Genomic DNA, 12441 nt, shown 5'->3' with positions numbered 1-12441 from the left:
GTAGACCTTTTCCGCGCCCGTAGCCCCTTCTGCCGCCCGTAGAACCTTCCATCGCCCGTAGACCCTTCGGACAGGAGCCACCGCCTGTGGGCTTTCTCGACACCATCCTCGGCCGCAGCAAGCCGGTCCGTCCGGACCTCGACCAGCTCTTCGCCCTGCCGTCCGCCGCCATCACGCTGGAGGCGGGGGCCGGATTCACCCCCACCGGGCTCGGCTCGGTGTGTTTCGCGAGCGTCGAGGGCGGCGCCTTCACCCAGCTCCAGCAGGACGTACGGGCGCTCCTCGACGCGGACACCGAGCGCGGCGGGGTGCCCGTGGAGTTCAGCCAGGACTCGTACGGCTATACCTGGCTGCTCGCGCGGCAGCCGGCGGACGACGTTGCGGGGCTGGTCAACGACCTGCACGCGGTCAATACGCTGCTCCAGGACGGCGGCTTCGGCCCGCAGCTGCTCTGTTCCCTGCTGGGCTTCCGGGACGCGGAAGGGCGCTCGCTCGCGCTCGTCTACCTCTACAAGCGGGGCACCTTCTACCCCTTCGCGCCGCTGCCGGGCGGCGGCAAGCGCGACAACGGCCTGGAGCTTCAGGTGCGGGGGCTGCTGGGCGACGATCTGCGGATCGAGAAGGAGCTGAACCGCTGGTTCCCGGTGTGGGGCGCGCCGGGGCTGTGACGGGCCCCTCTCGCGGCGGGGCCCGACGCTCCGTTCAGGCGCTCAGCGGACCCTGCTGCTGAGCCAGGGGGTCAGGGCGTGGCGCAGGATGACTTCCTTGTAGGTCTCGTCTCCCGGCAGCGGCACCACGAGCCGCCAGCCGGGCGGGAAGAAGCGCCCTCTGACGTGGGCGAGGCCGCCGTGGACGGACCGCAGGAAGTCGGGCACCGAGTCGCGGGGGATGTCGTGGAACTCCACCGTGTCCACGGAGATCTTCGCGTCCCCCTCGGAGTACAGCTCGATGTCGATACGGGGTGAGCCGCCGAGCTCGATGAACGCCTCGTGCGGAAGGGACCCGTCCGCGTCGGTCACGACCCCCACCCCGGCGGCGGAGCGGCGGGCGGACCGGTCTGCTCCGATGTCGTCGGTGACCTCCACTGCCAGGCCGTGTTCGCGCGCGAATTCACGGACGGCGACGACGGCGGCCTCGGTGCTGGCGAAATGGGGGCGGTCCATACTGCTCCATCATGCCGTACGGGCGTTCGCCCACCGCTTCCCCTACCGCTTCCCCCACCGCTTCCCCTACCGCCTCGCGGGGGCGGTGGCTCAGGGGCGGGCGGTGCGGCGGGAGGACAGTTCGTCCATGGTGCGGGCCTGTACCTCGCGCAGGGTCGCGGCCGTGACGAAGGCGGCGGCGTCCTCCTCGCCGACCAGATCGCGCACCGCGTGCAGCAGGTCGGCCGGCAGAACGACCCGTACGTCGGCGCGGGCCCGGCGCGGCGGCACGGAGGAGGGAGCGGAACCCGTCACTTCGTTCAGCTGGCGCCGGAGGTAGCGGGTGGCCAGGGTGCGCATCGCGCGGGCGAGTTCGGCGTCGACCGTCTGCTGGGCGAGCGGCCGCAGGCGGCGCACCAGCGAGGCGGCCTCCGCGGCCTCGTCGTCGCTCGGGGGGTGGTCGAAGTACTGCTGGAAGACGTGTTCCGTGGTGAAGTCGAGGAAGCGGCCGGCGATGTGCTCGACCTGGGTGCGCAGCTCGCGGAGGTGGCCGGAGATGGCGAGCAGTGGGATGCCCGCGGAGTGCAGTTCGGCGGCGACGGCCAGCTCCTGCGGGCTGGGGACGAGGAATTCGTCGCCGGCGCCGGCCACCCGCACCAGGACGCCGAGTTCCACGGCGTCCTCGACGGCCTCGTCGTCCGGCTCGCCGCCGAACCGCTCGTCCAGCTCCGCGCGCGTTATCCGGTCGGCCTCCTCGTCCGTCCAGGGCCCGTCGACCTCGGCGACCAGGCCCAGCACCCCGCCGAGCCCCCGGCCCGCGTCCCACGCCTCCAGGAGTTCCTTGATGGAGGCCAGCGTGAAGCCGCGGTCCAGGAGGCCGGAGATCTGCCGCAGCCGCACCAGGTGCGAGTCCCCGTACACATTGGCGCGGCCCCGGCGCTCCGGCTTCGGCAGCAGTCCGCGGTCCTGGTAGGCGCGGATCGTACGGACCGTGGCACCGCTGCGCTGGGCCAGCTCCTCGATCCGGTACTCCGCCGGTGACTGCTCGGACACGTTCTCGCTCCTCGTGAGGCTCCCTAGGAGACGGCCGCGCGGCCGACCGCGCCGGCGGCGGCCCGCGCCGCCGGCGAGGACGCCAGGTAGGCGACGGCCTTGCGCAGCGACCCCTCCTGCGAGGGATGGTACGACCGCCTGAGGTAGCGCGGGACGGCCGAGCCGAGTTCGCGCCAGGTGGGCAGCAGCCCCTTGCGCACGGCGTCGTTGTGCTCGCGCAGCGAGTACCGTGTGCGGCCCGCGAGTTCGGGGTCGTGGCGCAGGAGGTAGGCCGCGCCACAGGCCCAGAGATAGGTGATGACGGGCGCGGTGATGGTCATGCCCAGGACCCGGCGGGCGTAGCGCGGCAGCCCCGCGCCGCCGCAGTGCTGGTACATGTCGAAGGCCACGGCCCGGTGCTCGACCTCCTCGGCGCCGTGCCAGCGCAGCAGGTCGAGCATGACCGGGTCGGGCTCCGCCCGGTCGAGCCCCTCGGCGTGCAGCACCCAGTCGCCCAGCACCGCCGTGAACTGCTCTATCGCGGCGATGACCGACAGCCGGAAGCGCAGCCACTCCCGCGCCGGGACGGGTATGCCCAGCGGTGGGCTCTCGCCGAGCAGCACATCGAAGAGGAAGTCGACGTGCCGGGTGTACGGGCCGGTGTCCAGGCCCTGGTCGGCGAGGTGGCCGAGGACGTAGGCGTGCTGCACGCTGTGCGTCGCCTCCTGCCCCATGAAGCCCTTGATGTCCTTCAGCAGCTCCGGGTCCCGTACCAGAGGCAGGCCCTCCTTGAAGACCTTGACGAACCACCGCTCGCCCGCGGGCAACAGCAGATGCAGCACATTGATGACGTGGGTGGCGGTGGGCTCGTCCGGTATCCAGTGCAGCGGCGTGCGCTGCCAGTCGAACGCGACCCGCCGCGGGGATATCTCGTAGTGGTCGCTCACGTACGGCTCCTTTCCGGCAGTGTCTCCATGGGGCGTTACAGCGGTGGTTCGATCCGGGCTATGGCGCGCAGCGTCCTTGGGGCGAAGCGGGACAGGAAGTGCGCGCCGCGCGCCTCCGGGGTGACCGGCACGACTGCCTGGTTGCGGACGACGGCCTTGAGGATCGCGTCGGCGACCTTCTCCAGCGGGTAGTTGCGCATCCCGTACAGCCGGGAGGACTTGGCCTGCCGGCGCTGCTGCTCGTCCTCCGAGACGCCCGTGAACCGTGTCGTCGCGGTGATGTTGGTGTTGACGAGACCGGGGCAGATCGCCGAGACCCCGATGCCCTGGCCGGCCAGCTCGGCGCGCAGGCACTCGCTGAGCATCAGCACCGCGGCCTTGGAGGTGCTGTACGCGGGCAGCGCCTTGGAGGGCTGGAAGGCCGCCGCGGACGCGGTGTTGACGATGTGCCCGCCCTGGCCGCGGTCGGCCATCTGCCTGCCGAAGGTCCGGCAGCCGTGGATGACGCCCCACAGGTTGACGTCCAGGACCTTCTTCCACTCCTCGGCCGAGGTGCTCATGAACGAGCCGGACAGCCCGATGCCCGCGTTGTTGACCAGCACGTCCACGACGCCGTACTCGGCGGCGACCCGGTCGGCGAGCTTCTCCATCGCCTGTTCGTCGCTGACGTCGGCCGCCTCGGCCCAGGCCGCCGGCGCGCCGATGAGCCGGGCCATCTCGGCGGTGCGGGCCGCCCCCTCCGCGTCCCGGTCCACGGCCACGATCCGCGCGCCGGCTTCCGCGAAGGCGAAGGCGGTGGCCCGGCCGATGCCGCTGGCCGCGCCGGTCACCAGGACCAACTGGCCGGCGAACCGGGCCGCGTACGGACTCTTGCCCCCCTTCGGGGCGGCGCTCCTCGCGGGGTCGCCCTCCTCCTGGGTACTGACGAACTCGGAGATCCAGGCGGCCAGTTGGTCGGGCCGAGTGCGCGGCACCCAGTGCTTGGCCGGCAGGGCGCGCCGCACGAGCCCCGGCGCCCACTGCTCCAGGTCGTCGTAGAGCTTCTCGGACAGGAAGACGTCGCCGGTCGGGATGATCAGCTGCACCGGCGCGTGGGCGTACGCGTCCGCGCGGGGCCGGCGCATCCGCGCCCGTACGTTGTCGCGGTACAGCCACGCGCCGTGCGCCGCGTCGGTCGGCAGCGAGGGCGTGGGGTAGCCGTCGCCGGGCACCTTCTCGATCCGCTCCAGGATCGCCGGCCAGCGCTTGCCGAGGGGGCCGCGCCAGACCGCTTCCGGCAGCAGGGGGGTGTGCAGCGCGTACACATACCAGGACTTGGCGCCCTGGCCGAGCAGCTGGCCCACCCGGCGGGGGGTGGGCCGCGCCATCCGCTTCTTGATCCAGTGGCCGAAGTGGTCCAGGGACGGCCCGGACATGGAGGTGAAGGAGGCGATACGGCCCTCGGTGCGCCGCACGGTGGTGAACTCCCACGCCTGCACGGAGCCCCAGTCGTGTCCGACCAGGTGGACCGGCGCGTCGGGGCTCACCGCGTCCGCCACCGCCAGGAAGTCGTCGGTCAGCTTCTCCAGCGTGAACCCGCCGCGCAGCGGCTCGGGGGCCGTGGACCGGCCGCAGCCGCGCACGTCGTAGAGGACCACGTGGAAGCGCTCGGCGAGCCGGTGGGCGACGCGGGACCAGACCTCCTTGCTGTCCGGGTAGCCGTGCACCAGCACCACCGTCGGCCGGTCGGCGTCGCCGAGCTCCGCGACGCACAGCTCGATGCCGCCCGTGGCGACCCACCGCTCGCGCGCCCCCTCCAGCCCACTGGGGCCGCCCGGGAGGCCCTGCCGCGGCTCACCGCCTGCCGAGCTGCCTGCCCCGCCGCTCTGCCCGCTGCCTTCCCCGCTGTCTTCCCCGCGGCCTTCCCCGCTCCGGAACTCGCTGCTCATACGGCCCTCTCCTCCTGCCCTCGCCGCACGTGCGGCAGATCGTCGTCCAGCCAAAAGGCGCTCTCCTGGGGGTCGCGGGAGTCGGTGACGACCAGGAGCTCCTCGAACTTCGCGCCCGTACCCCGGAATCCGAGGTGGGGCTCGACCGCCCACAGGCCCGGCCGCGGAGGGTGGTCGGAGAAGGAGTACGGGCTCCACAGGGGCGACCAGCCGTCCCGGTGGCCGTGCAGCGCGTCGGACGCCAGCCCCTTGAGCGACTGGGTGCCGAACCCGAAGATGTGCGGTGACCAGCGGCGCTCCTTGACCCGGCCGACCTTGTGCGCGATCACGCCGAACGGGTACGCGCGGTGCCGGTTGGCATACCCCTGCCGCACCATGAGCCGCTCCACGTCCTCGTAGATCTCGCGCAGCGACCGGCGCTCGCGCACCTCGGCCAGGATCAGCTCACGGTGCGCCCCCAGGTCCGCGAGGAGGCGGTCGTGCAGCGGATTGAGCCCCAGGGCGCCCGAATAGCCGATGTCGGCGGTGAACCCGCCGTGCACCGGGGCCATGTCGAGGATGAACGGCATCCCCGGCTCCAGCTTCCGGTTGGTGGGGAAGAACTGGAGCGGCACCCGGAAGTTCACGAAGGCCGTGCGGTCCCCGAACCAGGCGAAGGGCAGGTGGAACCAGTCCCGCACGCCGCGCGCCCGCAGCCACTCGCGCTGCATCCGCGCCGCGTCCCGCTCGGTCACCCCCGGCCTGAGCTGGGCGGCGACCGCCTCGGCGCACTCGTACGCGAGGCGTTGCACCTGCCTGAAACCGCGCAGCTCCGCGGTGAGTTCTCGGTCGACAGCTGAGGTCATGGCCATCTGTCCGTCCGGTCCGTGAGCAGGGGCCCCGGAACCGCTCCGTGAGGGCCCGAGGTCAGTCCGTAACTTGACACTGATGAATGTGACAATGCCCGGCGGCTGCGTCAAGGGGTGTGTCCGCCCTGTGGATAACTCGGGGTAACCCCACCCGGCCCCTACGGGCGGGTCAGACCCGAGGACTAGACGCATACAGTTATCTGGGCTGACGTCTCCTGTGGCGCGCGCCACTACCGTCGATGACGTGACTGTGATCGCTATCGAAAGCCTGAGCAAGCGGTTCCCCCGGGTGACCGCGCTTGACCGGCTCTCCGTCGACATCACGCCGGGTGTGACCGGTCTGGTGGGCGCGAACGGAGCCGGCAAGTCGACGCTGATCAAGATTCTGCTCGGCCTGTCCCCCGCCACCGAGGGCCGTGCCGCGGTGCTCGGGCTCGACGTCGCGACGGAAGGCAGCGCCATCCGCGAGCGGGTGGGGTACATGCCCGAGCACGACTGCCTGCCGCCGGACGTCTCGGCGACCGAGTTCGTCGTCCACATGGCGCGCATGTCCGGGCTGCCGCCCACCGCCGCCCGCGAGCGAACCGCCGACACGCTGCGCCATGTGGGCCTCTACGAGGAGCGGTACCGCCCCATCGGCGGCTATTCGACGGGCATGAAGCAGCGCGTGAAGCTCGCCCAAGCCCTGGTGCACGACCCGCGACTGGTGCTCCTCGACGAGCCGACCAACGGCCTGGACCCGGTCGGCCGGGACGAGATGCTCGGCCTGATCCGCCGCGTGCACACCGACTTCGGGATCTCGGTCCTGGTGACCTCGCACCTGCTCGGCGAACTGGAGCGCACCTGTGACCACGTCGTGGTCATCGACGGCGGCAAGCTGCTGCGCTCCAGCTCCACCAGCGATTTCACGCAGACCACGGCGTCCCTCGCCGTGGAGGTCACGGACACCGAAGCCCACCCGGACGGCACCAAGGCGCTCGCCAAGGCACTCGCCGACGCCGGTCTCGCCGTCAAGCCGATGGGACGCTCCTCGGACAGCGCGTACGTCGCCGGGCACGTCCTGCTGGTGGACGTCGAGGGCGACGAGACGTACGACGTCGTGCGCGACACGGTCGCCGGGCTCGGCCTGGGCCTGATCCGGATGGAGCAGCGCCGCCACCACATCGCCGAGATCTTCCGCGACGAAGACGCCGAAGCCGGTACCGGAGAGACCGACGAAACCGGCGGCACCGACGAGACGACCGGTGGCCAAGCGCGCCCCGACGCGAACGAGAAGGGAGCCGCCCACCATGTCGCCTGAGACCAGGTCCGGCACCAAGGCGCCGGCGGCCCCGGCCGCCGACGTCATCCACAACATTGGATACCGCAATTACGACGGGCCGCGGCTGGGCCGCGCGTACGCCCGCCGGTCGCTCTTCTCGCAGAGCCTGCGCGGCGCGTACGGCCTGGGCCGCTCCGCGAAGTCCAAGGTCCTGCCGATGATCCTGCTCGCCGTGATGTGCGCGCCGTCCGTCATCATCGTGGCCGTCACCATCACGACGCAGCAGGAGAAGCTGCCCGTGCAGTACACGCGGTACGCGGTCCTCCTCCAGGGCGTCATCGGCCTCTTCCTGGCAGCCCAGGCCCCGCAATCCGTCTCCCGGGACCTGCGCTACAAGAGCGTTCCGCTCTACTTCTCGCGCCCCATCGAGCGTGTCGACTACGTGGTCGCCAAGTTCGCGGCGATGGCGTCGGCCCTCTTCATGCTGACCGCCGTCCCTCTGGTGATCCTCTATGTCGGCGCCCTGCTCGCCAAACTCGACTTCGTCGACCAGACCAAGGGCTTCGCGCAGGGACTCGTCTCCGTGGCGCTGCTCTCGCTCCTGTTCGCCGGCATCGGCCTGGTCGTCGCGGCCCTCACCCCGCGCCGCGGCTTCGGCGTCGCCGCCGTCATCGCCGTGCTGACCATCTCCTACGGCGCGGTCTCCACCGTGCAGGGCATCGCGGAGACCCAGGACAGCACCGGCGTCATCAGCTGGCTCGGCCTCTTCTCGCCGATCACGATCATCGACGGCGTGCAGACCGCGTTCCTCTCCGCCTCCTCGTCCTTCCCCGGCGGCCACGGACCCACCGCCGGCCAGGGGGCGGTCTACGCTCTCGTGCTCCTCGGCCTGATCGCCGGCTCGTACGGGCTGCTGATGCGCCGCTACCGAAAGGTCGGGCTGTGACCGCCGAGACCGCTGATCCGCCGTCCACCACCACCCCCCGAAGGAACGGGCTGCGCCCATGACGACCATCCATATCGACAACGTCTCGCGCTGGTTCGGCAATGTGGTGGCCGTCAACGACGTCTCCATGCGGGTGGGCTCCGGCGTGACCGGTCTGCTCGGCCCCAACGGCGCGGGGAAATCCACCCTCATCAACATGATGGGCGGCTTCCTGGCCCCCTCCACCGGCACCGTCACCCTCGACGGCACGACGATCTGGCGCAACGAGGGGATCTACCGCCACATCGGGATCGTCCCCGAGCGCGAGGGGATGTACGACTTCCTGACCGGCCGCGAATTCGTCGTCGCCAACGCCGAGTTGCACGGGCTGGGCGCCAAGGAGGCCCAAAGGGCCCTGGCCACGGTCGAGATGGAGCAGGCGCAGGACCGCAAGATCTCCACGTACAGCAAGGGCATGCGGCAGCGCGTGAAGATGGCCTCCGCCCTCGTCCACGACCCCGCGGTGCTCCTCCTGGACGAGCCGTTCAACGGCATGGACCCGCGCCAGCGCATGCAGCTGATGGACCTCCTGCGGGAGATGGGCGCCGACGGCCGTACGGTGCTGTTCTCGTCCCACATCCTCGAAGAGGTCGAACAGCTCGCCGCGCACATCGAGGTGATCGTCGCGGGCCGGCACGCCGCCTCCGGCGACTTCCGCAAGATCCGCCGCCTGATGACGGACCGCCCGCACCGCTATCTCGTACGCTCCAGCGACGACCGGGCGCTCGCCGCGGCCCTCATCGCCGATCCGTCCACGGCGGGCATCGAGGTCGACCTCAGCGAGGGCGCCCTGCACGTCCAGGCCGTGGACTTCGCCCGGTTCACCGAGTTCCTGCCCCAGGTGGCCCGGGACCGGTCCATCCGGCTGCTCACGGTCTCGCCCTCGGACGAGTCCCTGGAATCGGTCTTCTCCTACCTCGTAGCGGCCTGAAAGGAGTCTTGAAGCGATGTACAACCACACCGTCGCCCGGCTCACCTACCGGGCCCTCCTCGGCCGCCGCCGAGCCCTCATCCTGTGCGTGCTGCCCGTGCTGCTGCTGGTCATCGCGGCGGCCATCCGCGGCATGACCGGCGCCGACGACCAGACCGCCGTCGACGTCCTGGGCGGCTTCGCGCTCGCCACCATGGTCCCGCTGATCGGCGTCATCGCCGGTACGGGCGCGATCGGCCCGGAGATCGACGACGGCTCCGTGGTCTATCTGCTGGCCAAGCCCGTCAAACGGCCCACGATCATCTTCACGAAGCTGCTCGTGGCGGTCGGCGTGAGCGTCGTCTTCTCGGCCGTGCCGACCCTCATCGCCGGCTTCCTGCTCAACGGCAACAGCCAGCAGATCGCGGTGGCCTACGCCGTCGCCGCGGCCGTCGCCTCCATCGCCTACAGCGCGATCTTCCTGCTGCTGGGCACCGTCACCCGGCACGCGGTCGTCATCGGCCTGGTCTACGCCCTCGTGTGGGAGGCCCTGTTCGGCAGCATCGTCGACGGCGCGCGCACCCTCAGCGTCCAGCAGTGGGCCCTGGCCCTCGCCCAGAAGATCGGCGCGGAGGGGGCGATCACCTCGGAGGTCGGGCTGCCGCTCGCGCTGATCCTGCTGATCGGCGTCACGGTGGTCGCCACCTGGTACGCGGGCCAGAAGCTGCGCTCGATGACGGTCGCCGGGGACGAGTGACCGCCGCCTGGGCCCGCTGACGGGACAGGCCGAACCGCCTTGCCGCGCACAGCGATCCGCCTACCGCGCACCGCTGAACAGCCCCACCGCACACGGCGATCCGCCTACCGCGCACCGCTGAACCGCCCTACCGCACAACGCCGCCGACAGCGCCACCGCGACCTCGCGGTGGCGCTGTCAGTGCATAGGCGTACAACTGTGTCGGGAGCGAAAAACGAGCAGAGGAGCGCGTCATGGACACGGCGGCACAAACGGTTCTCGGCGGTCTGGACGGCATCAGGGAGCCCCTGGCCGACCTCTACCGCGATCTGCACGCCCACCCGGAGCTGTCCTTCGCCGAACACCGCACCGCCGCCGAGATCACTCGCCTCGCCGCCTCGTACGGATACGAGGTGGCCGACGGCGTCGGCCGCACCGGCGTCGTCGCGGCGCTGCGCAACGGCGAGGGCCCGACGGTGCTGCTGCGCGCCGACTTCGACGCCCTGCCGGTGCGCGAGCGGACCGGTCTGCCGTACGCGTCGACCGCCACCGGCACCGACCCGGACGGCAACGAGGTCCCGGTCATGCACGCCTGCGGCCACGATATGCACGTCACCTGCCTGCTCGGCACGCTCCAACTCCTCGCGCGGGGGCGCGCGCACTGGTCCGGCACGGTCCTCGCGGTCTTCCAGCCCGCCGAGGAGATCGGCCAGGGCGCACGGGCCATGATCGACGACGGCCTGTACGAGCGGTTCGGCATCCCTGACGTCGTCCTCGGCCAGCACGTGGTGCCGATGCCCGCCGGGATGGTCGGCTGCCACCCCGGCCCGGCCTTCGCGGCCACCGACACCCTGCGCGTACGGATGTACGGGCGCGGCGGCCACGGTTCGCGTCCGGAGACGACGATCGACCCGGTGGTGATGGCCGCCGCCACGGTCCTGCGGTTGCAGACGGTCGTCTCCCGCGAGGTCGCCGGGGGCGACACGGCGGTGGTGACGGTCGGCGCCATCCAGGCCGGCACGAAGGACAACATCATCCCGGACGAGGCCGAGCTGAAGATCAACATCCGCAGCTACTCCGAGTCCGTACGCACCCGGGTGCTCGCGGCGGTGGAGCGGATCGTACGGGCGGAGGCCGCCGCTTCCGGCGCCGAGCGCGAACCGGACATCGAGCCCGTCGACACCTTCCCGGTGCTCGTCAACGACGAGGACGCGGCGCGGCGCACCATGGCGGCCATCGGCGCGGAGCTGGGAGCGGACAGCGTCCTGGACCCCGGGGCCGTCACCGGCAGCGAGGACGTCGGCATACTCGCCACCTCGGCCGGGGCCCCGCTCTGCTACTGGCTCTTCGGGGGCATCGACCCGAAGACCTTCGAGGCCGCTCGGCAGGCGGGCACCAGCGACCAGGACGTGCCCTCCAACCACTCCCCGTACTTCGCCCCCGTCATCGAGCCGACGCTCACCACGGGCGTCACGGCGTTCACCGCCGGAGCGCTCGCCTGGCTGGGGCCCGCCACTGCTTGACGGGCCGCTGTCCGGGGCGGGGCGGTCGGCCGCTCAACGGGTCAGCAGGGCGCGGGCCACGGCCGCCTGCTCCGGCCGTACGGCGTGCCCGCCGTCCTCCACGTCCCACAGGGAGTTCTGGAGCACCCGGCCGAGCGTCCAGCGCGCCGCCCGCTCCCGGTCCAGGCCGACCACCTCGGTCATCAGGTCGAAGCGGCGGCGCACGGCGCGTGCCACGTCGCCGGTGGCGACGATGTCGTCCCACCGGTTGTCGAGGGCGGGCATCAGGTCGAAGCCGGGGTCGCCGGCGAGCGGCTTGGGGTCGATGGCCAGCCACGTCCCCCGGCCCGAACCGGGCGGTGGGGCCAGCACGTTCTCGTAGTGCAGGTCCCAGTGCAGCAGCCGGTCACCGGGCTCGTCGAGCACCTCGCGCACGGCCGCGGCGCACCGCCGCAGTAGCTCGCGCTCGGCCGGGTCGCGCAGCGCGGGCAGTGCCTTCGGCGCGTCGTCGAGCATGGCGGCGGCGATGTCGGCGAGGGTCCGCAGCCCGGCGGGGGCGGGGCGGGACACGAGGTGGGCCAGCAGTTCGGCGAGGTCTGTGAGGGCCGCTTCGGCGTCCTCGACGGAGGCGAGCGAGCGTGCGGCGTCGAGCCGTTCCAGGAGCATCGTCCCGGACTCGGCGTCGTGGTCGAGGAGCCGTACGGCCCGGTCGCCGCCCCAGGCCCGCAGCGCGACGGGCTCGCCGACGCTCTCCTCGTCCACGGGCTGGAACTTGAGGGCGGCGGGGGTGCCGTCGCTCCGCACGACGGGGAGGACCAGGGCGACCATGCCGTGCATGGGGGCGCCGTCCTGGCGCAGCTGCCAGCGGTCGAGGAACTCGGCGGCCAGGCCGGGCAGGGCGGTGATCCAGGCGGGGGCGGCGTTGTTGTCACCGTCGGCGGGTGAGGTGTACGCGGCGGATCCGGCGGATCCGGCGTATTGGACGTATCCGGCGTGGAATGCGGCCAGTTCGGCGGGGACGGTGACGGTGGGGTGCGGGCGCATGAGCCCCAGTCTGCCGTGGGGGTGGGGCGGGGGAGCGGGCATTTTCTGGGTGCTGCCCGACCCGGGCCCCTGGCCCTCGGCCTCAACCGCCGGACGGGCTGGGGGC

12 protein-coding genes are annotated in these 12441 nt (G+C 71.8%); 6 read left to right on the top strand and 6 right to left on the bottom strand.

Going from position 1 to position 12441, the window contains the following annotated elements; genetic code table 11:
• Window positions 1-86 precede the first annotated feature (86 nt).
• A complete protein-coding gene (gene pspAB, locus AC07AB_RS01975) occupies window positions 87-668 on the top strand; it encodes a PspA-associated protein PspAB (protein WP_478558482.1) in 582 nt (193 codons plus the stop codon).
• 42 nt (window positions 669-710) lie between these two features.
• On the opposite strand, the gene AC07AB_RS01970 is transcribed toward pspAB, so the two are convergent.
• From AC07AB_RS01970 to AC07AB_RS01950, 5 genes are all read right to left on the bottom strand, one after another.
• Complete coding sequence (locus AC07AB_RS01970; protein WP_478558479.1) at window positions 711-1163, bottom strand: hypothetical protein; 453 nt, start codon at window positions 1161-1163, stop codon at window positions 711-713.
• Window positions 1164-1253: 90 nt separating this feature from the next.
• Entirely contained in the window at window positions 1254-2195 is a 942-nt protein-coding gene (locus tag AC07AB_RS01965; protein WP_478558476.1) for a MerR family transcriptional regulator, read from the bottom strand.
• A 23-nt stretch (window positions 2196-2218) separates the two neighbouring features.
• Entirely contained in the window at window positions 2219-3121 is a 903-nt protein-coding gene (locus AC07AB_RS01960) for a metal-dependent hydrolase (RefSeq protein ID WP_478558473.1), read from the bottom strand.
• A gap of 35 nt (window positions 3122-3156) precedes the next feature.
• Window positions 3157-5049 carry an SDR family oxidoreductase gene (locus tag AC07AB_RS01955; RefSeq protein ID WP_478558470.1) on the bottom strand — a complete coding sequence of 631 codons (1893 nt, stop codon included), beginning with the start codon at window positions 5047-5049 and terminating at the stop codon, window positions 3157-3159.
• The gene (locus AC07AB_RS01950) at window positions 5046-5894 is read right to left on the bottom strand and encodes a M24 family metallopeptidase (RefSeq protein ID WP_478558467.1); all 849 of its coding nucleotides are present in this window, start codon (window positions 5892-5894) and stop codon (window positions 5046-5048) included. Before AC07AB_RS01950 ends, AC07AB_RS01955 begins: the two co-directional genes overlap by 4 nt.
• A gap of 220 nt (window positions 5895-6114) precedes the next feature.
• On the opposite strand from AC07AB_RS01950, the gene AC07AB_RS01945 reads away from it, so the two are divergent.
• The 5 genes from AC07AB_RS01945 (at window position 6115) to AC07AB_RS01925 (ending at window position 11312) form a co-directional block, all read left to right on the top strand.
• The gene (locus AC07AB_RS01945) at window positions 6115-7197 is read left to right on the top strand and encodes an ABC transporter ATP-binding protein (RefSeq protein WP_478558464.1); all 1083 of its coding nucleotides are present in this window, start codon (window positions 6115-6117) and stop codon (window positions 7195-7197) included.
• Entirely contained in the window at window positions 7187-8104 is a 918-nt protein-coding gene (locus AC07AB_RS01940) for an ABC transporter permease subunit (protein ID WP_478558461.1), read from the top strand. Before AC07AB_RS01945 ends, AC07AB_RS01940 begins: the two co-directional genes overlap by 11 nt.
• A 58-nt stretch (window positions 8105-8162) precedes the next feature.
• The gene (locus AC07AB_RS01935) at window positions 8163-9074 is read left to right on the top strand and encodes an ABC transporter ATP-binding protein (protein ID WP_478558458.1); all 912 of its coding nucleotides are present in this window, start codon (window positions 8163-8165) and stop codon (window positions 9072-9074) included.
• Window positions 9075-9090: 16 nt separating this feature from the next.
• A complete protein-coding gene (locus AC07AB_RS01930; protein WP_478558455.1) occupies window positions 9091-9810 on the top strand; it encodes an ABC transporter permease subunit in 720 nt (239 codons plus the stop codon).
• A gap of 233 nt (window positions 9811-10043) precedes the next feature.
• A complete protein-coding gene (locus AC07AB_RS01925; RefSeq protein ID WP_478558452.1) occupies window positions 10044-11312 on the top strand; it encodes an amidohydrolase in 1269 nt (422 codons plus the stop codon).
• A 33-nt stretch (window positions 11313-11345) separates the two neighbouring features.
• Here the strand turns inward: AC07AB_RS01925 and AC07AB_RS01920 are convergent, their stop codons facing one another.
• Complete coding sequence (locus AC07AB_RS01920) at window positions 11346-12335, bottom strand: aminoglycoside phosphotransferase family protein (RefSeq protein WP_478558449.1); 990 nt, start codon at window positions 12333-12335, stop codon at window positions 11346-11348.
• Between the last annotated feature and the right edge of the window lie 106 nt (window positions 12336-12441).

The sequence above is a fragment of the Streptomyces sp. NPDC044033 genome, from assembly GCF_056434425.1.
This window is presented reverse-complemented; position numbering and strand designations above follow the sequence as displayed.